The sequence below is a fragment of the Afipia sp. DC4300-2b1 genome (genome assembly GCF_049895725.1).
In the GTDB taxonomy this organism is placed as follows: Bacteria; Pseudomonadota; Alphaproteobacteria; order Rhizobiales; family Xanthobacteraceae; genus Afipia; species Afipia broomeae.
The window spans coordinates 816,881-839,183 of sequence record NZ_JAFCSX010000002.1 but is presented as its reverse complement, the minus strand read 5'-3'; the positions used below and the strand labels follow the sequence as shown (position 1 = coordinate 839,183).

The window sequence follows — 22,303 nt, the reverse complement described above, 5'->3', positions numbered from 1 at the left end:
TTTCGGAAAACGAGCACAGACGCGCCAGCGATAGCCAGCACGCCCGGAAAGGAATGTTTAACGGGTCAGGAACGCGTTGCCAAGGGGATTCTGAGTTCCATAAGCATTTTTCGGGCCAGAAGCCGCCCGCCTGCCTATGCTTCAGGCACCCTCAAAGCATAGCGGCAGGCGGACTGAACCTCAACCTCTTGTGTTCCCTACTATTTTCGGACATGCGCCACCTGCCGTGGCCCAGGCTTTGATGAGATCGCCGAATTCCTTCTGGGTTCCGGGTGCCGGGGTGCGATTGGCACCGGGTGCCCAAGCCCAGCCGACCAGACTGTCCTCGGCCATATGCTTCACAAGCGCGGCCATGTCCTTGCCGTCGTTGCGCTTCGGATCCTTGATCTGCTCGCAGATCTGGCCGAGCGACTTGCCCTGCCACGCCATCTCCAGCGGGGCGAGATGCCACTGCGGATGACCCGGTACCCCGGCGGGATCGAAGTTGGTTTCGTGGTGACAGGTGTTGCAGGCAAGACCGCCCGCCGCGCCCATGCCGCCTTCCCCGCGCACCACCAGCGGCTGATGCGGTCTCATCTTGTCTGTCTGCGTCGGGCGCTCCGTCGCAGGGTGACAGTTCATGCAGCGCGGCGACATGATCACCTTGCCGGCCTCCTCGAACAGCGCGACCGCGCGCTCGTTCGGGTTCTTGATATCGCCAAACGCCGACACCGGCTTCAGCTTGACCGGATTGACCGGCGGCTCCATCGCCGCATCCGCCTCGCCGCGAAATGCGGGTCCCGCGAACGCAAGCAACGTTGCGGCGAAGACGCCCGCTCCAAGCGCCAAAACTCCTTGTCTAAGGACTCCTTGCCTGAGCAACTTCATGCCGATGCTCCCGGTACGATCGGCAGTTGCCGCGGACGCACCTGACCGAGTTTGGCCATTGCGTTGGCGACCGCAGGACCGATCGGCGGCACGCCGGGTTCACCAACGCCGCTCGGCTTCTCGCTCGACTTGACGATGGTGACCTCGATCGCCGGCATCTCGTTGATGCGAAGCGACCGGTAGGCATCGAAATTGCCCGGCACCACGCGGCCATCTTCCATCGGCACGTCGGCATAGAGGACATGACCGAGACCGAACCCGATCCCGCCCTCCATCTGCGCGCGGATGATGTCCGGATTGACGGCGACGCCGCAGTCCACCGCGCACCAGACCTTGTGGACCTTCGGACCTTCCGCCTCCATCGACAGTTCGACGATCTGCGCGACAAAGGTATTGAAGCTCTCAACCACCGCGACGCCGCGCGCGCGGCCAGGCTCAAGCTTCGCATTCTTCCAGTCCGCCAGCTCCGCGACCGCACGAAGCACGCCGGCATGGCGCGGCTTCTTGCTCATCAGTTCGAGCCGTCCCTCGACGGGGTCCTTACCTGCCGCCTCAAGCAACTCGTCGACGAAGGCTTCGACTGCGTAACCTGTGTGGGTGTGTCCGACCGAACGCCACCACAGCACCGGCACGCCGACATCGACCTGATGCATGTCGCATTTGAAGTTGGCGACCTCGTACGGGATTTCGTTCGAGCCTTCATAGGCCGTCGAGTCGAGGCCATCCTTGAAGGTCATCGCCTCGAACGGCGATCCCTTCATAATGGACTGGCCGACGATGGTGTCGCTCCAGGCCTGGATCTTTCCATCGCGCACCACGCCGCGCATGCGATGCACGCTGAACGGACGATAATATCCGCCGCGCATATCGTCTTCGCGGGTCCAGACCAGCTTGATCGGCTTGCCGGGACCGATGGCTTTCGCCACCTCCGCGAGTTCAGCCGCGACATGCACCGTCTGTTGCGCCCGCCGCCCGAAACTGCCGCCCGCGAGAATGGTCTTGAGCGAGACCTTCTCCATCGGCACGCCAAGAATCTTCGCGATGGTCGCGTGATCCGGCGTCGGGAACTGGCTGCCATAGCGCGACGTAACCGTATCGCCCTGCCAGTGGATGAACGCATTCAGCGGCTCCATCGGCGCGTGGGCCAGATATGGAAACACGAATTCGGCTTCGATGACGCGGCCGCCCGGCTTGGCGGCTTCGGCTTCGAAATCACCCTCCGTCTTCACGGTCTTGCCCGGCGTCTTCGACAGATCGCGAAACTCGCTCAGCAGTTGCTGCGTGCCGCGCTTCTCGGCCTTGCTGTCGTCCCATGTGATCTTCAGAAGATCGCGCGCCGTCTTGGCCGGCCAGAAGCCCTTGGCATAAACCGCAACACCAGTCGGCACCTGCTTCACATCGACGACGCCGGGCACGGCTTTCGCCGCCGTCGCGTCGAATGACGCAACCGTGGCGCCGAAGCGCGGCGCGCGCGCGATCACCGCAGTCAGCATGTCCGGCTCGTTGATGTCGAGCGTGAACACTGCCGTGCCGTTCGACTTCTCGGCGCTGTCGAGGCGTTTGGTCGCGCCTTCCTTGCCGATGAACTTGAACTGCGACGGGTCCTTCAGTTTCGGATCGGCCGGCACCGGCATCTGGTTCGCCTTCTCGGCAAACGCGCCGAACCGGCCTTGCTTGCCCGACGGATGCTTGATCACGCCATTCTCGACCGTGATCTCGGCGGCGGGCACGTTCCATTCCTTGGCGGCCGCAGCCACCAGCATTTCGCGCGCAGCCGCTCCGACCTTGCGCATTTGCTCGTAGGAATTGGCGATAGCGCTCGAACCACCCGTGCCTTGCACGCCGAACAGCAGGTTCTTGTAGAGAACCGGATTGGACGGCGCATGATCGGCGCGCATCTGCGACCAGTCTGCGTCCAATTCCTCGGCGACAAGCGTCGCCATGCCGGTGAAAGGTCCCTGACCGAACTCGATGTGCTTGCAAAGCACAGTGACCGTGTCGTCGGGATTAATGATCAGGAACGTATTCGGCGTAATGTTGACCTGTGCTGCGGCTGGCGCTTGCGCAAAAGCCTTGCCGCTCCTGGCGATATAAACGCCGATCGCGAGTCCCGCTCCCGCCTTCAGAAGCGAGCGGCGCGAGAGAGCGGATGCGCGGGTGACTGTGTCTTTGATGTGAACGTTCATGGCTCAGCCCTCCAGCGACTTGGCGGCGTCGTGGATCGCGGCGCGAATCCGGACATAGGTGGCGCAGCGGCAGATGTTGCCGTTCATTGCGAGATCGATATCTTCGTCCGTCGGCTTCGGATTGAGCGAGAGCAGCGACGTCGCGCTCATGATCTGTCCGGACTGGCAGTAACCGCATTGCGGCACATCGAGCGCGACCCACGCCTTCTGCACAGCCTGGGCTTCACGGCTCTTGATGCCTTCGATAGTTGTGATTTCGCTGGCGCCCACCGCCGAGACCGGCATTGAACACGAGCGTACCGGCTGGCCATCGAGATGCACCGTGCATGCGCCGCATTGCGCGACACCGCAGCCGTACTTGGTGCCCATCAGTCCCGCGCCGTCACGGATTGCCCAGAGAAGAGGTGTTTGCGGGTCGACATCCACACGATGTTCGCCGCCGTTGATCTTGAGTACGAATGCCGCCATCGCGGGTCTCCTTCGGAAATTCGAGGGCGAACACTACATTCGACTCGTTCTAATCAGCAATCAAACAAATGTGCGCTGCGGCGACACAAATTTTTCACTGCGCGAGGAACGAAGCATCGCAGTTTGCGTTGCGGCTTCTTACATATGTCAGCATTCGCGACACAGATGATGACAGTTTTATTTTTCCGGCTTCACGCAACCGGATAGCGGAGGGGCCTGCCTGAAAAGAAGGCATCGAGATTGGCCAGCGTGCAGTCCTGCATGGCGATATGTGACTCGACCGTGTGCCCGCCGATGTGCGGCGTCAGCACGACATTGGGTAGCTTCGTCAGCGCGTCCGGCGCGTGCGGCTCTTTTTCATAAACATCGAGACCCGCGCCAGCGATCGCGTTGCTCTCAAGTGCAGCAACCAGCGCCTTCTGATCGATGACCGACCCGCGTGAAATGTTCACGACGGTGCCCTGCAGGCCGAGCTTCTTCAAAATATCCGCGTTGACGGCGTGCTGGGTATCCTTGCCGGCGCGCACCGCCACCATGAGAATGTCGGACCATTCGGCCAGCGACGCCAGACTCGTGTGATAGCCATAAGGCACATCATGCCTGCTGCGGCTGTAGTATGCGACTTCGGTCTCGAACGCCGCGCAGCGTGCTGCGATCTTGCGGCCGATCTCACCCATCCCATAAATGCCGATCTTGCGGCCGGTCATGCCGGGACCTGGCCGCATCGACGGCGACGGCTGCTTTCCCGACCATCCGCCGCTGCGCACATAGGCATCCGCAGGAATCAGTCGCCGGGTCGTCGCCAGCATCAAGGTCACCGCGAGATCGGCGACCGAGGCTGCGTTCGCCGCGGGCGAATGGCCGACGACGATGTTGCGCTTTTTCGTCTCGGCGAAATCCACTCCGTCATAGCCGGTGCCATAGCAGATGATCGCGCCGAGTGACGGCAGCGTATCCAGCACTGCTGCGGGTATTGCCTGCCCTCCTGCCGTGATCAGAGCACGGATCGGCTTCAACTGCTCTGCCGTAAATGTCTCGATCGGCGGCATGCCCTTGCCGTCCAGCAGGTCGTAACGCTCGCCGATACGCACCATCAGCGCCTTGGGAAATTGTGAATAGATCAGGACTTGTTGGGCCATTGCTGAACGTCCACTGGAGCACAAAGAAAAAGGCGGAGCAGGTGTTATCCCTGTTCCGCCTTCAAATCATTCACAAGCCGTTGCCTGTCAGTGCAGGCTGCCCGGCTCGACCTTCACGCCCGGACCCATCGTCGAGGAGACCGCAACGCGCTGAACGTAGGTGCCCTTCGAGCCGGCAGGCTTCGCCTTCACGACTGCGTCGGCGAGCGCCTTGATGTTTTCGACGAGCTTCTCTTCCGAGAACGACGCCTTGCCGATGCCAGCCTGCACGATGCCGGCCTTCTCAACACGGAACTCGACCGAACCGCCCTTGGCGCCCTTGACGGCGTTGGCGATGTCCATGGTCACGGTGCCGATCTTCGGGTTCGGCATCATGCCACGCGGGCCAAGCACCTTACCGAGACGGCCGACCAGCGGCATCATGTCAGGGGTTGCGATACAACGATCGAAATCGATCGCGCCGCCCTGGACCTTTTCAACGAGGTCTTCAGCGCCGACAACGTCCGCACCCGCGGCCTTGGCTTCTTCAGCCTTGGCGCCGCGCGCGAACACGCCGACGCGCAGCGTGCGGCCGGTGCCGTTCGGCAGGGTGACAACGCCGCGCACCATCTGGTCGGCGTGACGCGGATCGACACCGAGGTTGATCGCGATCTCGATGGTCTCGTCGAACTTCGCCGAAGCGCGTTCCTTGACCATCTTCACCGCATCGGTGAGCGGATAGAGGTGCTCACGATCGATACCCTCACGGGCCTTCGCAAGTTTCTTGCCAATAGCCATGATCGTTACCCCGCCACCTGGAGACCCATCGAACGGGCAGAGCCCTCGACCATCTTCATGGCCGCTTCGACGGTATCGCAATTGAGATCCTTCATCTTCTTCTCGGCGATCTCGCGCACCTGCGCTTTGGTCACCTTGCCTGCGACGTCGCGGCCCGGCGCCTTGGAGCCGGACTGAATCTTCGCCGCCTGCTTGAGGAAGTAGGACATCGGCGGGGTCTTCATCTCAAACGTGAACGACCGGTCCGCATAGATGGTGATGACCACCGGGATCGGGGTGTTCTTTTCTTCCTTCTGCGTCTGCGCGTTGAACGCCTTGCAGAATTCCATGATGTTGAGGCCGCGCTGACCAAGCGCGGGACCGATCGGTGGCGACGGGTTCGCCGCACCGGCCGGGACCTGAAGCTTCAGGTATCCGGTCACTTTCTTAGCCATACTTTACTCCTTCAAACGATCCGGACCATTCCGGACCTTCTTAGGACCGTGGTGCGGTTCAACAGGCAGCTGGCGACTGGCTGTCTCCTCCCACGGCATTCTCACCGCCATCAGATGATGGCGGAAACGATCAGACCTTTTCGACCTGACCGAATTCCAGTTCGACCGGCGTCGCACGTCCGAAGATCGACACCGCGACCTTCACGCGCGAACGCGCTTCGTCGATTTCCTCGACCACGCCGGAGAACGAGGCGAACGGGCCATCGGCCACGCGCACGTTCTCGCCGATCTCGAACGACACCGACGCCTTCGGACGCTCCACGCCTTCCTGCACCTGATGCAGGATGCGCATGGCTTCGGCTTCCGAAATCGGCATCGGCTTGTTTTCCGCGCCGAGGAAGCCCGTCACCTTGGGCGTGTTCTTGATGAGATGAAACGCTTCGTCGGTGAGGTTCATCTTCACCAGCACGTAGCCCGGAAAGAACTTGCGCTCGGCGTCGATCTTGCGGCCGCGGCGGACTTCCGTGACCTTCTCGGTCGGCACCAGCACCTGCTCGAAGAGATCTTCAAGTCCGCGCTGCTTGGCCTGCTCGCGAATCGATTCGGAGACCTTCTTCTCGAAGTTCGAATAGGCGTGAACGATATACCAGCGCATGCTCATTGTTTCGGTTCCGCGCTCAGGCCTGAATGCCGAGAAGGAAAGTAATCAGGACGCGGATGATCTGATCCGCGACGAAGAAGAACACTGAGGACACCGCGACCATGATGAACACCATGATCGTAGTGATCATGGTCTCGCGGCGGGTCGGCCAGGTGACCTTCGCGGTCTCCGAGCGCACTTCCTGCAGAAATTTGAACGGGCTGAGAGCCATCGTCTGAGGTCCGCATCCATAATGCCGGGAAAACGTCGTATCCTGGCGTGATTTCAGTTATTTCAGGAATCCGGACAGCCCTCGCACGCCAATGTTTATTGCGCCCAACCCTCGTTTGAAGGATGAGCGCCAAGCGGGCTCGATTGTCCGGGGATTACAATGCCGCGCCGGATATCCGTCAAAGCGGGCCGGCAGCAGGTGCCGTTATCTACTGTGGGACGGGCGTCAGGTCAAGGTTCGGGGAGCGGGCCAAGGGCCAGAAACGCGTATTTATACGGTCAAATCTGGCAGGGGCGGCAGGACTCGAACCTGCGACCCTCGGTTTTGGAGACCGATGCTCTACCAACTGAGCTACACCCCTGTATGCCGCCTCTATAGCGAACGATCTTTGCGGCGTCACGTCCCCTGTCGGCGATTTCTGACTGATTTCTCGGAGAATTTCAGGACAATTCCTGCCGATTAACCTGCTGATGGAACCCGCTTTCTGGCGATTGCCGCCATCGGATGTGCCGCGTACATTAACTAAAAGCTCAACCGGTGGGGATGAAAACGGTTTGCCGCTTCGCAACGCCATACGCCGCATGTCGCTCACCCATCGGCTGCTGGCGCTTACTCTTGTTGCATCCCTGCCCGGCCTTGCCGCAGTCGCCTACGGCGCGTTCGATCTGCGCAATACGCGCTATGCCGAGGTCCGGGGCGACGCGCTGCGCAACGCACAGGTCGTCGCCTCCGAAGTCGGCCAGATTTTCGATGGCATCCAGGCCTCACTTCGCGCCGTAGCGGAGGCAGACGAGGTCAGCCGGCTCAACAGCACCGCATGTACCGACTATGTCGTGCGGGTCCGTCCGCATGTCGAGCCGCTGACCTCTCTTCTTATCGTCGGTCTGGACGGCAATATCCGCTGCTTCAGCGAGCCAAGCCTCGCCTCGCCCAATCTTTCGAACAGCACCTACTTCCGCGAGGCCGTCGATCAGAAGAAATTCGCAATCGGTCCCTTTACCGTCAGCCGGATTTCGGACCGCAACATCATTCCGATGGCAGTCCCTATCATCCGGGACGATAGGGTCGAGGGCGCCGTGGTGGCCGGCCTCAACCTGGAATGGCTCGGGCAGCAGTTGAAGGAGCGCGGCGTCCCGCGCGGCGGCACCATCCTGATCGCCGACCGCAACGGCATCGTGGTTTCGCGCGAACCCGCGCCTGAAAAGTTCGTCGGCACGAAACTGACCGATAGCCTCGGCAGGATCGGAATGTCCGCGCCGGGAACCGACGACATTGTCGGGATCGACGGCGTGCCGCGCATCATCGGCTTCCTCCCCGCGTCGGCGACCCCGTTCGGCCTTTATGTCAGCAGCGGCATCGCGCACAGCGAAGCGTTCGGGCCCATCGATCGCGCCGTCCGCAACAGCATCGCGCTATTCGCGCTCGGAAGCGCCGTCGCGTTCCTGCTGGCCTGGCTGGTCGGCGAGAGCATTATCCGCCGGCCGCTGATGCGCATGGTGGCGACGGCCGAGGCCTGGCGGCGCGGTCACGATGCCGCGCGAACCGGCATCGTCGGCCGCGACGACGAGATCGGCGTTCTCGGGCAGACCTTCGACCGGCTGATGGACGAGAACGCGATGCGCGAAGAGCAACGCGCGACCGCCGAAGAACGGCGCGAGATTCTGGTTCACGAGCTTGCCCATCGTGTGAAGAACACCCTTGCCACCGTGCAGTCGATAGCGAGCTTGAGCTTTCGCCACAGTCAGGGGCCCGAAGCGCTGCGCCAGTTTCACGAGCGCCTTCAGGCTCTGGTGCGCGGCCATGACCTCCTGACCCGGAAGAACTGGCAACACGCAGGCCTGTCGGAAATCGCGGAAGCCGCGATGGCGCCTTTGCATCAGGATCGCGGACATCGCGTCACAATCTCGGGACCGGAGGTCGATCTGCCGCCGACGACCGCCGTGCCGATGGCGATGATCCTCCACGAACTCTGCACCAACGCGCTCAAATACGGGTCGCTGTCGAACGAAAACGGCCGCGTCACCATTGGCTGGATGACCCGCGACGACCCGAGGGGCACGATCGTCAGCCTGATCTGGAGCGAGAGCGGAGGCCCATCCGTGACACCACCCGCAGAAGAAGGTTTCGGCACGCGTCTGATCACAAACCTCAGCCGGCAACTCGGCGGCGACTGCAATTTCCGCTATCCGCCCTCGGGTCTCGTCTTCCATTTGAGCATGGTGGCGCCCTCCTCCGAGCCGCGCCACCAGGCGAACGAGACACCCTCAGCGGCTGAATGAGCCGCCAACGAGGGTCTTAACCCGGCGTTGATTCAAAGTTCGTAAAAACTCCCCAACAGAATTCTCTGTCATGGCTCAGGATTTTTTGGGGACACGATGCGCAAACTTTGGTCCGTTTCCGCCCGGATAATGATCGCGATTTCACTGGTGGCGGCCGCCTCCTGCGCAGGGCTGGCCGCATTCGGCCTCTGGCGGCAAAACACGGCCGTCGATCTCGCCCTCCATCGCGAGTTGCAATCCGATTACGCGAACATGATCGGCGCCATGGAGTCCGATACGCGCGCCGTGCAGGCGGTGGCCAACACCGTGGCGAACATGCCCGAACTGAAGCCTATGATCCGCGCGCAGGACCGCGCAGGTATCAACGCGCTGCTCGACAAGACACTGAAAGACATCAAGCCGCTCGGTATTGAGCTGATCACCATCCAGATACCGCCGGGCGTCGCCCTCACCCGGGTTCACAATCCGAAGGCATTCGGCGACGACGTCACTGCCCGCCGCAAGATGATCGTTCAGTCGTTCGCGACGAAAAAGCCGATCGGCGGTGTCGAAGCCGGCCGCGACGTTCTCAACATCTTCGGCGCGACGCCGATTATGGATGGCGAGACCCTGCTCGGCACGGTCGACGTCGGCGCGCCGTTCGGCGAGACCTTCGTGAAGTCGATGAAGTCGCGCTTCGGTGTCGATGTCGCCATCCATCAGATCAACGACGACAAGGTGCAGACTCTCGCGTCGACGGTGAAGGCCGCAACCGCCTCGCCCGCCACTCTGAAGCGCGCCCTGACAGGGGAATCCATTTTCCTCACGGGCACACTGGACGGCCAGCCGACAGCCACGACATTCGGTCCGCTCAAGAATTTCTCGGGCCAGCCTGTTGCCGTGGTCGAGATCATCCGCAACACCAGGGACTATGAAGAACTCGCCTCGAACTCCGCCAAGTGGCTTGCAGCAGGCGCTGTTGCCGCCGTCCTGATCGCGATCCTGATCGCTGCCTGGGTGGGCCGCGGATTGGCGCGCCCCATCGTCGCGCTTCAGGGCGCGATGCGCGCGATCACATCAGGCCAGCACGAAGTCGTTGTGCCCGGCGGAAATCGCCGCGACGAAATCGGCTCGATGGCGCGCGCGGTCGAGGTGTTCAAGGACAGTCTGGTCGAGACCGGCCGGTTGCGGGCGGCACAGGAAGACCAGCGCATTGCCTCGGAGAAAGAACGCCGCAGCACCGTGCTCGCGCTGGCAGAGCGGTTTGAAACCGGCGTCGGCGGTGTCGTGAATGCCGTGGGCGCGGCCTCGACCGAGTTGCGCAACACCGCTGAGAGCATGGCCCGCACCGCGGAGGAAGCAACCAAGCAGACGACGGCGGTGGCCGACGCGTCCGAAGAGGCATCGGCCAATGCGCAGGCCGTCGCCGCAGCGATCGAGGAACTCAACGCCTCGATTAACGAGATCGCCCAGCAGGTCAATGAATCCGCGCAGGTTGCCGGTCATGCTGCTCAGCAAGCGAACCAGACCAACGCCGAAGTTCAGGGCCTGGCGCTGGCCGCGCAGAAGATCGGCGACGTGGTGAAACTGATCAGCGAGATCGCCGCGCAGACCAACCTGCTCGCCCTCAACGCAACCATCGAAGCGGCCCGCGCCGGCGAAGCCGGGCGCGGCTTCGCGGTCGTCGCATCCGAAGTGAAAGCGCTGGCCAGCCAGACATCGAAGGCGACCGACGAGATTTCGGCGCAGGTCGGCGCGATCCAGTCGGCAACGCGAACCTCGGTCGAAGCCATCGACGGCATCACCCGCACCATCGGCAAGGTCAACGAGATCGCGAGCGCGATTGCCTCCGCCGTTGAAGAGCAAGGCGCGGCCACCCGCGAGATCGCGCATAACGTTTCGCAAGCTGCGAAGGGCACGGGTGAAGTTTCGGCCAACATCGTCGGCGTCCGCGATGCGGCACGCGAGACCGGCGTCGCCGCCGATCAGGTCGTTTCATCCGCCGCCGAGCTTTCACAAAACGGCGAAACGCTGAAGGCACAGGTCGACGCCTTCCTGCGCGAGGTCCGGGCGGCGTAAGCCAGGCCGAATTTCTACGGTGACTTGAAGCCGCTCCATTCTGTGGGGCGGCTTTTTTCTTTCAGGGCTCCGCTGCCCTGTTCAACCGCGGATTTTTGTATCAATCTCATCCGCGACGCCGCCGGTTCCGTCATGTCCGGAACCTGTGCAAAACAAGAAAACTCCGGAGGCTCCATGAACGTCCACGCCACGCCAAGCGCAGCCAAGGCAACCCCTGCTCTTCCTTCAGCCAAACCGGAAGCGATCGGCCTTTCCGCACTGCGCCTGGAGCGGATGCGCGATGCCTTCCAGCGCGAGATCGACAAGGGCACGACGCCCGGCGTGGTGTCGATGGTGGCGCGGCGCGGGCAGATCGGCTGGTTCGAGGCGCAGGGCAAGCAGGATCCCGCCGGCAGCACGACGATGGCGCGCGACAGCATCTTCCGCATCTTCTCGATGACCAAGCCGCTGGTGTCGCTCGGCATCATGATGCTGGTCGAAGACGGTTACATCCTGCTCAACGATCCCCTCGCCAAATACATTCCGGAGTTTGCCACTCAGAAGGTCGGCATCGAACGTAACGGCGCGATGGAATATGCGCTGCCGGTGCGGCCGATCACCATTCAGGACCTGCTGCGCCACACCTCCGGCATTTCCTACGAGATCACCGGCGCAGGGATGGTGCAGCGGATGTATGCGAAGGCGAAGGTCTTCCGCCGCGACATCACCAACGAAGAGCACGCCAAGCTGATCGCCGGCATGCCGCTGATGTGCCAGCCGGGCGCGGAATGGAATTACAGCCGCTCGACCGATATTCTCGGCCGCGTCATCGAGGTCGTCTCCGGCAAGACGCTCAGCGCTTTCCTCAGTGAGCGCATCCTCAATCCGCTTCAGATGAACGAGACCGGCTTTCACACTGCGCAGGACAACAAGTCGCGTATCGCACAGCCCTTCCCGGCCGATCCGTGGTCCGGCGACAAGGTCGCGCTGTTCGATCCGCTGGAAATTCCGAAGATGGAATCCGGCGGCGGCGGACTGGTCTCCACCGCGATGGACTATGCGCGCTTCTGCCAGATGCTGCTCAGCGGCGGCGCTCTCGACGGCAATCGCGTGATCGGACGCAAGACGCTGGCCTTCATGGCGTCGAACCACCTCGCTGCAAACGTCAAGGTGGAAAGCCATCTGGTGCCGGCGGGCCATGGCTTCGGCCTCGGCTTCGCCGTCCGTACCGATGAAGGCATGGCGCCGTTCGCCGGCTCCGTCGGCCAGTATTTCTGGAGCGGCATGGCAGGCACATTCTTCTGGATCGATCCGAAGGAAGACCTGTTCGCGCTGTTCCTGAGCCAGGGTCCCGGCCAGCGCGAATACTTCCGCACGCTGGTGCGCAGCCTCGTCTACGCAGCGGTGGAATAAACCGCTGTCATTCCGGGGCAGCCCGCAGGGTTGAACCCGGAATCCAGATTCACGCAACGAGATTCCGGGCTCGCGCTGTCGCGCGCCCCGGAATGACGAATCGACGATCAGCTAATCGTCGCGCCGCCGTCGATCACGACCGTCTGGCCGGTCATGAAGTTGCCGGCCGCCGATCCCATGAACACCGCCGCGCCTGCGATCTCATCGGGAATGCCGATGCGCAGCAGCGGCGAACGCGCGGTGGACGCCTTCAGGTTATCGGGATTGTCCCACAACGCCTTGGCGAAATCAGTCTTGATCAGGCCCGGCGCGATGCAGTTCACGCGCACGTTGTGTGGGCCGTACTCGCAGGCCAGATTGCGCGCGAGTTGCATGTCGGCGGCCTTCGAGATCGCGTAGGCGCCGAGAATGGTCGAGCCCTTCAGGCCGCCGATGGACGAGACGATGATGATCGAGCCGTCCTTGCGCGCGATCATCTGCGGCACCACCATGCTGATAAGCCAGTTGTTGGCGACGATGTTGTTGCCGAGAATCTTGCTGAACTGATCGTCGGAGATACCCGCGAGCGGCCCATAGTACGGGTTCGACGCCGCGTTGCAGACCAGCACATCGATCTTGCCGTAGGCGCGGTTGGCCTCGTCGACCAGGTTCTGGAGGTTTTCCTTGCTTGAGATGTTCGCAGCGACGGCGATCGCCTTGCCCTTGCCGAACTTGTCGTTGATTTCCTTCGCCACCTGATCGCACTGATCCTGCTTGCGCGACGAGATCACGACCTGCGCGCCATGCTCCACCATGCGCTCCGCAATCGCGCGGCCGATGCCCTTGGTGGAGCCGGTGATGACGGCCGTTTTTCCGGTCATGTCGAACAAGGTCATGCGCTTCTCTCCCTATGCGTGCGGCGCTGCCGCTTATTGTTATCCAAGCTTGTTGGTGACTTCCGGTCCCGCCGGCTGATGCATGGCATCGTGGGCGTGGCTGGCAATCCATGGCTGCTGGTTGATCATCGGCACGCGCCAGCCGGTGTGGCCGTCGCTCGTGAGATAATCGAGCCGCGTCACCGAGCAGTTGTCGATGGTGAAGGCAAAACCTGCGCCGGCCTCAAGCCCGAGCGCATGCGCGATCGCGGCCTTGATCGGTCCGCCGTGCGAGACGCACACGATGTCCTTGCCCGCATGCTCCGCGTTGATGCGCTTGATGCCTGCCACCGTCCGGTCGAACAGATCGTTGAAACTCTCGCCGCCCGGCGCGCGCTCGTGCGCAGGCGCGAACCAGTAGCTCGCGATCGACGCCGGACGCGCGGCAAAGAACGCGGCGCGGTTCATGCCCTGCCACTCGCCGAGATCCTGTTCGGCGAACGCCTTGTCCTGATGCATCTGATCCGGCTTCGGCAACCCTGCAGCCCAGATCGCCGCGGCGGTCTGATGGGTTCGCTTCAGATTGCTGGAAAACCAGACGGCATCTCTCGGCAGGAATTTCGCGACACCCGCGAACACCACGCTGTCACTGCAATCGCAATCGATGTCGAACTGGCCGTAGATGTTTCCGCCGTCGGTGCGAACCGGCGCGTGCCGCACCCACCACCAGCGTGTCGATGTCACCCCGGCGGGAATGGCATGCTGGACCAGAAAAGGCTTGGCGGGTGCATTCGACATTGTTTCAACTCAGATCGGCTTGCCGGCGTAAGGCATCGAGGCGGTCAGACCGCCGTCGACCGGGAACGCCTGGCCGTTGACGTAAGACGCTTCGTCGCTGGCGAGAAACAATCCCATTGCCGCGAGTTCATGCGGCTGCCCCGGACGCTTGAGCGGATTGAGCTGGCCGATCTTGCCTTCGGTGCCGCGCTCTTTCGCATTGTCGAAAATCGGTTTGGTCATGCCGGTCTCGATCAGGCCGGGGCACACCGCGTTGATGCGGACATTGGTGCCGGAGAGAGAGTATGCCGTGGTCTGCACCAGGCTGATGACACCCGCCTTGCTCGCCGCATAGGGATGACCGCTGGCATTGGCCTTGAGGCCTGCGACCGACGCGGTGCAGACGATGGCGCCATGGCCCTGCTTCACCATGTGCGGAATGGAATGCTTCACCGCGAGGAACGGCCCGATCAGATTGACGCGCAGAACTTCCTGCCAATGCTCCGGCGTCTGCTCGGCGATCGGGATCAGACCGCCGCCGATGCCGGCGTTGGCCCAGATCGCATCGAGCTTGCCGTAAGCCGAGATCGCCTTGGCGATGAAACCCTTCACATCATCCTCAAGGCCTGCATCCGCCATCACGGCTTCCGCGGTGCCACCTGCCTTGCGCACCTGCTCGACGGTTTCCTTGACGCCCTCGGTCTTGTCGACCGCGATCAGCTTAGCGCCTTCTTTGGTGAACATCAGCGATGCCGCGCGGCCGATGCCGCTGCCCGCGCCGGTGATGATGACAGACTTGCCCTCGAGGCGACCCATGACGTTCTCCCGATTTTTGATTTGAAGTGAGCGGACGCGCGCTGCCGCGCGTCACGCCGGATTTGTTTGCGCGTCAGCTCGCGCCGGCCTTCTGGGCGTAGGCCCACGATGCCTGCGCCAGGGGAATGCGGCGCGCGGCCGACGCATCAGCCTTGGCGTTGGAGGCGGTGCCGTCCTGAATGCGCTTGGCTATGCCCTGCAAAATTCCCGCGAGCCGGAACAGGTTGTACGAGAAGTACCAGTTGAGATTCTCGATCGGCGGAACACCCGCGGCCTCGCAATAGATGGCTTCCGCCTCTTCCATGCTCGGAATATTCAGCGCCTTGAAATCGGCGCCATCGAGTCCCGGCATGACCCACTGCATCAGCAGGTAGGCGAAGTCCGCCATCGGATCGCCGAGCGTCGACAGCTCCCAATCCAGCACCGCAATAACCTTCGGCTGGATGGGATGGAATATCATGTTGTCGATGCGATAGTCGCCATGCACGATCGACACGCGCTTCTGCGTCGGCACGGTCTTCGGCAGCCACTCGATCAGCTTTTCCATTTCCGGAATCAGATCGGTTTCAGAAGCCCGGTACTGCTTGGTCCAGCGATCGACCTGACGCGCGAAATAATTTCCCGGCTTGCCGAAGTCGCCCAGCCCGATCTTCTCCGGATCGTAACTGTGCAGCTTCGCCAGCGTCTCGATCTTCGAGGTGAAGACCGCGTGACGTTCCTTGGGCTCGAGACTCGGCAGTGTGGGATTCCAGAACACGCGCCCTTCTTCCATCGACATGATGTAGAAGGCCGCGCCGATCACCGCGTCGTCCATGCAGAGCGCGTAAGCGCGCGCCACCGGAAAACCCTGCGCATGCAGGGCGGCGATCACCTTGAATTCGCGATCCACGGCGTGAGCCGACGGCAGAAGTTTGCCGAACGGCTTGCGTCGCATCACGTAGGATTTTGTCGGCGTATTGAGCCGGTAGGTCGGATTCGACTGACCGCCCTTGAATTGAAGAACGGTCAAAGGACCTTGATAGCCCTCGACATTCTCACGCATCCAGGCATCGAGACGAACGTCATCGATCCGATGACGTTCCTCGACTTCCATTGTGCCTGAGTAATCCTCGTCTTGCCTTACCTGCTCAGCCACGACGTCTCCCAATCTCTTCTATTTCAGTTAGTGATTGGAATACTTCCGAAGCTCAAGCCGTGCAATGGCCCGGTTGTGAACCTCGTCGGGTCCGTCCGCCAGACGCAGCGTGCGGATGCCGGCGTAGGACTTCGCGAGACCGGCTTCGTCGGACACACCCGCGGCACCGAATGCCTGGATCGCATCGTCGATGATCTTGAGCGCGACGTTCGGCGCCGCGACCTTGATCATGGCGATTTCGGTCTGCGCAGCCTTGTTGCCGACCTTGTCCATCATGTCCGCCGCCTTGAGGCAGAGCAGACGGGTCATTTCGATGTTGGTGCGCGCTTCGCCGATACGCTGTTCCCACACCGACTGCTCGATGATCTTCTTGCCGAACGCGGTGCGCGACGACAGACGCTTGACCATCTTCTCGAGCGCCTCTTCGGCGGCGCCGATGGTGCGCATGCAGTGGTGGATGCGGCCCGGACCGAGGCGGCCCTGCGCGATTTCGAAGCCGCGGCCTTCGCCGAGCAGAATGTTGCTGGCCGGCACGCGCACGTTCTCGAGCAGGATCTGGGCATGGCCGTGCGGCGCGTCGTCGAAGCCGAACACCGGCAGCATCTTTTCAATCGTGATGCCGGGCGTGTCGAGCGGAACGAGAATCTGCGACTGCTGCTGGTGGCGGGCGGCGGTCGGATCAGTCTTGCCCATCAGGATCGCGATCTTGCAGCGCGGATCGCCGGCGCCCGACGACCACCACTTGCGTCCGTTGATCACATAGTGATCGCCGTCGCGCTTGATGCTGGTTTCGATGTTGGTCGCGTCGGACGAAGCGACGGCAGGTTCGGTCATCAGGAACGCCGAGCGGATTTCGCCGTTCATCAGCGGCTTCAGCCACTGGCGCTTCTGCTCCTTGGTGCCGTACCGCATGAACACTTCCATGTTGCCGGTATCTGGCGCCGAGCAGTTGAACACCTCGGAGGCCCAGTAGAAGTGGCCCATCTGCTCCGCGAGCGGCGCGTATTCGAGGTTGGTCAAACCCGCGCCGCGGAATTCGTCGTCTTCATGCTCGTTCGGCGGCATGAACATGTTCCAGAGGCCTTCGGCCTTCGCCTTCTTCTTGAGTTCTTCGAGGATCGGAATCACTTTCCAGCGATCACCCTTCGCATCCTGTTCCTTGTAGGTCGGGGCGGCCGGGCGAACATGCTTGTCCATGAACGCAATAACGCGGTTGCGCCACTCGGTCTGACGCGCGGACATTGTGAAATCCATAGGACGATCCTCTCTTGTTGTTAGTTAACAATGGTCTTGCAACACTCGCGACCACCTGTCCACCCGGGCATCAACGTCAGTAATGTTGACGTTGTCTGATCCTCGCGTGAACGGCTTGCCGCGCTGCAATCTTGCTGCTAGGTTGATTTCATACATTTGTTTGAATGACAAGTGACAATCAAACAAATGTTTGATATGATTTTGCAGCGCGGAACAGCTTTTCCGCATTTGCATGGCATCTCTCACTTTGCATGGCTTCTATGTCGAGCGACCAAACGAAAACTGCCATTCTCACCGCCGCTGAAATGCTCTGGGCAGAGCGTAGTTTCGGCGAAGTCACGATGCGCGACATCGTGGCCGCCGCCGGCGTCAATCTGGCCGCGGTGAACTATCATTTCGGGTCCAAGGACGAATTGCTCGCCGAACTGTTCATCAGCCGCACCACGGTGCTGAACCGCGAGCGGTTTGCCGAACTGAAAGCCGCGGAGCTGGAAGGCGGCGGCCGTCCGAGTGTCGAGGCGATTTTGCGCGCGCTGGTTGGTCCCCCGCTGCGGTGGTGCCTCAGCCCCGACTTGCAGCGCTCGGCCGCCGCCCGCTTCATGACCCGCGCCTCGGTCGAGACCGTGCCGCCGATCAAGAAGATCGTGGATAAGGAATTCCGCCACCTGCAGCGATTTGCGACGGCATTGCGCCTCGCCCTGCCCCATCGCGACGAAGTCGATATCTACTGGGGCCTGCACTTCGCGCTGGCGATGATCCGGCAGACCGTGACCGACAGCGAACGGCTGAAGAAGCTGTCAGGCGGATTGTGCGACTTGAATGATGTCGACGACATCATCCGGCGGATTGTATCGACTGCGAAAGACGCACTGGTGGGCGGCGCCGATGCCGCGACGCCTCTTGTTCGCGCGTCAGGCTTTCGAAAGTCCTGATCGCAACCGGCCCAGGCCGAAGACAAAGAAAAAACGTCACCAAAATGAAACGAGGTGCGACGGAGACCCGTCGCACCTCGCAATTTCTTCAGTTCACAGTGAGCGAGCGATCCGCCGATCAGTACGGGCAGATCGTCCGGCCCCAGCGCGGGCTCCAGTAACAGCCTGGAGCGATGAAGCCATAGCCACGACCACGGCCCCAACCGCGACCGCGGCCACGAGCCCACCCGCCGCCACGACCACGGCCGCGACCGATACCCCGTCCACCACCGCGACCGCCACCGCCACGACCACGGGCTTCCGCCGAGGTCGACGTCGAGGTCGCGACAACGAACGACGTGCCGATGAAGCTGATCGAATATACCAGCACCAGCGCTGCCGCCGCCAGGGCACGTTTGAAGACGTTCGAACGTGTCTTGATCTGAGTCATAAAGAGAACCTCCATTTCCGGAAACGCCGTGGAGCACTTCCGCGTATTCAACTCGCGAGCCTGCGTCCCGTTCAGGCACGTTCGGAAAATAGATAGTCAAAAACAAGACTACTCTACACGATTCATCCGGTAGCAGATTAGGATCATCTCGCCTCGCCGGTCAATGCATCGCACGTCACGCTATTCTGAGTACGTCCCGCTTCTTGCTGAACCGTTGTTCATCATGCTGAACGAAATATCTTCGCAATTGCGAGACACATTTGAACCATCCGAACGTTTTCCGTCACCAAGCGTTTAAGCCCGCCGCTCCGAAAGTTGGTCCATGCCCAAAAAACATACTTACGTTCTCGGCCTCAACACCTACGACCACGACGTGAGCGCCTGTCTGCTGCGGGATGGCGAAATCGCTTACGCGATAGCCAAGGAGCGCATCACCCGCGAGAAGCACGCCAGCGGCTTCTACAAGGAAGTCATCGACTACTGCCTGGAAGCCGAAGGCATCACCCTCGACGACGTCGATCTGGTGGTCCGCAACTGTTACATCCTGCCGGTTCCTGAAATGGAAGACCGCCTGCTCTACCAGGACCTGCCGGGCTTTCTTCCGGAATACGAGAGAGCGGAGGCCAAAAGCCATCCCTATTTCCTGTCGCGCTCCGACAAGGTGGTGTCGATCTCGCATCACCTCGCCCACGCCTACAGCGCGTTCGCCGTCTCCCCCTTCGAGGAAGGCGCGATCATGATTGTCGACGGCGTCGGCAGCTACCGCTCCGACGTCAATGAGCCGTTTCCCGCCACAGACACCGCGACGCCGTTGGCGCGCGAGTCGGAGAGCTACTACAAATTCTCGGGCGCGAAGCTCGAATGCCTCAAGAAGGTCTGGATGGAGCCCGATCGCGGCTTCCTCAGCGACGAATTCTACAACATGCCCGGCCTCGGCGCGCTCTACAGCCGCGCATCGACCTACATCTTCGGCGACTGGAACAAGTGCGGCGAGCTGATGGGCCTCGCCCCTTACGGACGGCACGGCAACGTCAAGCCGCTGATGCAGATCAAGGACAACGTCCTCACCGTCCCGCGCTGGACCTCCGAACTGAACAAGCCCTACATCGCGGACATCGGCGAGAAATGGGAGACCAGCCCGCTGATGAAGCACTGGGAGGATCTCGCCTGGCGCGTTCAGGACGATACCGAGAAGGTGCTGCTCGCCCGCGCGGCGTGGCTGCGCGAGACCACCGGTGCGAAAAATCTCTGCATCGCGGGCGGTGTCGCGCTGAACTGCGTCGCCAACGGCCGCGTTGCCCGCGAGTCGGGCTTCGAGAATGTCTGGATTCAGCCGGCCGCAGGCGACGACGGCATCGCGATCGGCTGCGCCTATTACGGCTGGCTGGAAATCCTCAAGCAACCGCGTTCATTTGTGATGGATCATTCCTATGTCGGCCGGCGCTATTCCGATCAGGAGGTGAGCGACGCGATCTCAAAACCGCTCGTCAGCATTCAGACGACGCGAACGAAAAGCGACAACATCGCTCGCGACACCGCAAAACTGCTCGCCGACCAGAAGGTGATCGGCTGGTTTCAGGACCGCTCGGAGTTCGGCCCGCGCGCGCTGGGCAATCGCAGCCTGCTGGCCGATCCGCGCAAGCCCGAGATGAAGGACATCCTGAACAGCCGGGTGAAGCATCGCCAGCCGTTCCGCCCCTTCGCACCGATCGTTCTCTACGAGCGCGCCAAGGAAATCTTCGAGGGCGAGGAAGACTCGCCCTTCATGCTGATCGCCAAGAACGTCCGCCCCGAATGGCGCAACAGGATTCCCGCCATCGTCCATGTCGATGGCACGGCGCGGGTGCAGACGGTTCGCGAGGAGACCAATCCGACACTCTACCGGCTGCTGAAGGAATTCGACGCCCTTACCGGCGTGCCGGTCCTCATCAACACGTCGTTCAACGTCAAGGGCGAGCCGATCATCGAGACCCCGCGCGACGCCGTGATCTGCTTCCTGACCACCGGCATCGATCACCTCGTGATGCACGACACGCTGGTGTCCAAGAACGCGATGCACAAGATCGTCGGGCCGCTGGTGAATACCTATACCGATGTCGCAACGATGGTGATGGCGAACATGAAGCCTGCGTGACGCCCGGCCCGGCCGGCCTGTGCGTTTGTGCCCTGCGGTAGCGGGCGCCAGCCGGACGTATCGATTGCGCCCTCCGGATTCCGTCCTAGTATGACGGGGCGTAACCGGTGCCGGACGGCTGGGCTGCACTATGACAATTGAGAAATGTATCAACGAGTATGCCGCCTCGGAGATGATTTTCGAGGAAGGATCGACCGGCCGCGAGCTGTTCGTGGTGCTCAACGGCAAGGTCGATATTGTCAAGAATTCCGGGGCAGACAGAACTGTCATCGTCACCCTCGGCAAGGGTGAATTCTTCGGAGAAATGGCCGTGATCGACGGCTCCGCGCGCTCAGCCAGTGCCGTTGCCGCCATCGCCGGCACCCGTGTGATGCGGATCAATCACGCCCGGTTCGTTTATCTCGTCAGCCAGCAGCCCGCCTTCGCGCTGATGATCATGGATGCGCTGAGCAAACGGCTGCGGGCCTCCAATGCCGTCAACTTCAGGACCGCGGCGCCATGAGCGACCGGAAACCCTCGCCCTTTCCGATTCTTCTCAGCAACGACGTCTGCTCCCTGATCCAGGCCGCCGAAGACGTCTATCAGATCCGGTTCAAGAACCGCGCCGCCAACGCCTATCTGGTCCGCGGCAGCAAGCGGACCATCATGATCGATGTCGGCCTGTCGTCGAACTATCCGCATCTGCTGGAATGCCTTCAGCACCTTGGCATCAAGCCTGCCGACATCGACATGGTCGTGCTGAGCCATGAGCATCTCGACCATATCGGCGCCGCGTATCATTTCAACGGCAGGACAATCATCGCCGCCCATCGCCTGGCCGCGAACAAGATCATGCTGCGCGACGACTTCTCGATGCTGCGCAAGATGTTCAACGAGCCGAATGTGCCGATCGACATCGACATCTGGCTTGAGGAAGGCAACCTGATCGACCTCGGCAACTTCCGGCTGAATGTGATGTACACCCCCGGCCACACCTCGGCGTGCATCAGCCTGTTCGATCAGGACAGGGGGCTGCTGTTCGCCGCCGACACCCTGATGCCCGGAGGCGTCATGGGCGGCGTGTTCGGATCGGGAAGCATCGCCGACTACATCCAGTCGCTGGAACGGCTGAAGGGACTGGACTCGAAAATCCTGCTGTCCGGCCATGGCCGCCTGTCGGACACCCCTCATGACGACGTGAGGATCGCGATTCAGCGCTCTCACGCGCTGCTGTCCGACACAGCGCAACTGTTCGACGCTCTCGACGCGCGCGCGAACTTCGAGCCGATCATGCAATCGGTGCGCGACCTCAACAAGCTTGATGACTCGTGAGGTGGGCTCAGACCATTGCCGGTATCAATTTAAGGCAGGTTTGGAGCGGGTGAAGCGCCTTCAACCAACCTATAACGACTTGAAATCGCAAGCATTTTTCATGTCGTCGGAGCGCCGTGTATCCCACTCTATATCACAGTTTGTAGCCCAGAATTCAGGCCGTAAACGTCAAGTTTCTTAGATCATGA

General features: G+C 61.7%; 21 protein-coding genes and 1 tRNA gene. 7 read left to right on the top strand and 15 right to left on the bottom strand.

From position 1 onward, the window contains the following. Positions 1 to 180: 180 nt before the first annotated feature. The 9 genes from ACP7AL_RS10795 to ACP7AL_RS10755 form a co-directional block, all read right to left on the bottom strand. Positions 181 to 867, bottom strand: coding sequence for an Isoquinoline 1-oxidoreductase subunit (locus tag ACP7AL_RS10795; protein WP_425991179.1), 687 nt, complete (start codon positions 865 to 867; stop codon positions 181 to 183). Continuing rightward, the gene (locus tag ACP7AL_RS10790) at positions 864 to 3,053 is read right to left on the bottom strand and encodes a molybdopterin cofactor-binding domain-containing protein (protein WP_425991177.1); all 2,190 of its coding nucleotides are present in this window, start codon (positions 3,051 to 3,053) and stop codon (positions 864 to 866) included. The genes ACP7AL_RS10795 and ACP7AL_RS10790 overlap by 4 nt, the downstream gene beginning before the upstream one ends. A 3-nt stretch (positions 3,054 to 3,056) precedes the next feature. After that, entirely contained in the window at positions 3,057 to 3,521 is a 465-nt protein-coding gene (locus tag ACP7AL_RS10785) for a (2Fe-2S)-binding protein (RefSeq protein ID WP_425991175.1), read from the bottom strand. Positions 3,522 to 3,712: 191 nt separating this feature from the next. Then, positions 3,713 to 4,660, bottom strand: coding sequence for a 2-hydroxyacid dehydrogenase (locus tag ACP7AL_RS10780; protein ID WP_425991173.1), 948 nt, complete (start codon positions 4,658 to 4,660; stop codon positions 3,713 to 3,715). Between the two features lie 87 nt (positions 4,661 to 4,747). After that, positions 4,748 to 5,437, bottom strand: a complete 690-nt coding sequence (gene rplA / locus ACP7AL_RS10775; RefSeq protein WP_425991171.1) for a 50S ribosomal protein L1 — start codon at positions 5,435 to 5,437, stop codon at positions 4,748 to 4,750. Between the two features lie 5 nt (positions 5,438 to 5,442). Then, on the bottom strand, positions 5,443 to 5,871 hold the full coding sequence (rplK, locus tag ACP7AL_RS10770) for a 50S ribosomal protein L11 (protein ID WP_002712322.1): 429 nt from the start codon (positions 5,869 to 5,871) through the stop codon (positions 5,443 to 5,445). Positions 5,872 to 6,001: 130 nt separating this feature from the next. Then, positions 6,002 to 6,532: a transcription termination/antitermination protein NusG gene (gene nusG / locus ACP7AL_RS10765; RefSeq protein WP_006021087.1), complete on the bottom strand. Its 531-nt coding sequence runs from the start codon at positions 6,530 to 6,532 to the stop codon at positions 6,002 to 6,004. Positions 6,533 to 6,548: 16 nt separating this feature from the next. After that, positions 6,549 to 6,743 carry a preprotein translocase subunit SecE gene (gene secE / locus ACP7AL_RS10760; protein ID WP_024574987.1) on the bottom strand — a complete coding sequence of 65 codons (195 nt, stop codon included), beginning with the start codon at positions 6,741 to 6,743 and terminating at the stop codon, positions 6,549 to 6,551. 285 nt (positions 6,744 to 7,028) lie between these two features. Continuing rightward, positions 7,029 to 7,104 (bottom strand) — tRNA-Trp (locus ACP7AL_RS10755). Positions 7,105 to 7,324: 220 nt separating this feature from the next. Between ACP7AL_RS10755 and ACP7AL_RS10750 the strand changes: the two genes are divergently transcribed. From ACP7AL_RS10750 to ACP7AL_RS10740, 3 genes are all read left to right on the top strand, one after another. Next, positions 7,325 to 9,022 carry a sensor histidine kinase gene (locus ACP7AL_RS10750; RefSeq protein ID WP_425991168.1) on the top strand — a complete coding sequence of 566 codons (1,698 nt, stop codon included), beginning with the start codon at positions 7,325 to 7,327 and terminating at the stop codon, positions 9,020 to 9,022. 96 nt (positions 9,023 to 9,118) lie between these two features. Then, complete coding sequence (locus ACP7AL_RS10745) at positions 9,119 to 11,080, top strand: methyl-accepting chemotaxis protein (RefSeq protein ID WP_425991166.1); 1,962 nt, start codon at positions 9,119 to 9,121, stop codon at positions 11,078 to 11,080. Between the two features lie 174 nt (positions 11,081 to 11,254). Further along, positions 11,255 to 12,472, top strand: coding sequence for a serine hydrolase domain-containing protein (locus tag ACP7AL_RS10740; RefSeq protein WP_425991164.1), 1,218 nt, complete (start codon positions 11,255 to 11,257; stop codon positions 12,470 to 12,472). Positions 12,473 to 12,579: 107 nt separating this feature from the next. Here the strand turns inward: ACP7AL_RS10740 and ACP7AL_RS10735 are convergent, their stop codons facing one another. From ACP7AL_RS10735 to ACP7AL_RS10715, 5 genes are all read right to left on the bottom strand, one after another. Then, positions 12,580 to 13,347, bottom strand: a complete 768-nt coding sequence (locus ACP7AL_RS10735) for an SDR family NAD(P)-dependent oxidoreductase (protein WP_006021093.1) — start codon at positions 13,345 to 13,347, stop codon at positions 12,580 to 12,582. 39 nt (positions 13,348 to 13,386) lie between these two features. Then, entirely contained in the window at positions 13,387 to 14,124 is a 738-nt protein-coding gene (locus ACP7AL_RS10730) for a histidine phosphatase family protein (RefSeq protein WP_006021094.1), read from the bottom strand. 9 nt (positions 14,125 to 14,133) lie between these two features. Next, the gene (locus ACP7AL_RS10725; protein ID WP_425991161.1) at positions 14,134 to 14,919 is read right to left on the bottom strand and encodes an SDR family NAD(P)-dependent oxidoreductase; all 786 of its coding nucleotides are present in this window, start codon (positions 14,917 to 14,919) and stop codon (positions 14,134 to 14,136) included. 73 nt (positions 14,920 to 14,992) lie between these two features. Next, complete coding sequence (locus tag ACP7AL_RS10720) at positions 14,993 to 16,054, bottom strand: phosphotransferase family protein (RefSeq protein ID WP_425991157.1); 1,062 nt, start codon at positions 16,052 to 16,054, stop codon at positions 14,993 to 14,995. A 27-nt stretch (positions 16,055 to 16,081) separates the two neighbouring features. Continuing rightward, positions 16,082 to 17,308 (bottom strand): acyl-CoA dehydrogenase family protein, encoded by a 1,227-nt coding sequence (locus tag ACP7AL_RS10715; protein WP_425991155.1) that lies wholly within the window; start codon positions 17,306 to 17,308, stop codon positions 16,082 to 16,084. Positions 17,309 to 17,568: 260 nt separating this feature from the next. Between ACP7AL_RS10715 and ACP7AL_RS10710 the strand changes: the two genes are divergently transcribed. Next, positions 17,569 to 18,240: a TetR/AcrR family transcriptional regulator gene (locus ACP7AL_RS10710; RefSeq protein ID WP_006021098.1), complete on the top strand. Its 672-nt coding sequence runs from the start codon at positions 17,569 to 17,571 to the stop codon at positions 18,238 to 18,240. Between the two features lie 118 nt (positions 18,241 to 18,358). Here the strand turns inward: ACP7AL_RS10710 and ACP7AL_RS10705 are convergent, their stop codons facing one another. Beyond that, on the bottom strand, positions 18,359 to 18,670 hold the full coding sequence (locus ACP7AL_RS10705; protein WP_425991152.1) for a hypothetical protein: 312 nt from the start codon (positions 18,668 to 18,670) through the stop codon (positions 18,359 to 18,361). A 322-nt stretch (positions 18,671 to 18,992) separates the two neighbouring features. On the opposite strand from ACP7AL_RS10705, the gene ACP7AL_RS10700 reads away from it, so the two are divergent. The 3 genes from ACP7AL_RS10700 (at position 18,993) to ACP7AL_RS10690 (ending at position 22,115) form a co-directional block, all read left to right on the top strand. Further along, a complete protein-coding gene (locus tag ACP7AL_RS10700; protein WP_425991150.1) occupies positions 18,993 to 20,804 on the top strand; it encodes a carbamoyltransferase family protein in 1,812 nt (603 codons plus the stop codon). Between the two features lie 130 nt (positions 20,805 to 20,934). Then, the gene (locus tag ACP7AL_RS10695) at positions 20,935 to 21,306 is read left to right on the top strand and encodes a Crp/Fnr family transcriptional regulator (RefSeq protein ID WP_425991148.1); all 372 of its coding nucleotides are present in this window, start codon (positions 20,935 to 20,937) and stop codon (positions 21,304 to 21,306) included. Then, positions 21,303 to 22,115: an MBL fold metallo-hydrolase gene (locus ACP7AL_RS10690; protein WP_425991146.1), complete on the top strand. Its 813-nt coding sequence runs from the start codon at positions 21,303 to 21,305 to the stop codon at positions 22,113 to 22,115. The genes ACP7AL_RS10695 and ACP7AL_RS10690 overlap by 4 nt, the downstream gene beginning before the upstream one ends. The last annotated feature ends 188 nt before the right edge of the window (positions 22,116 to 22,303 follow it).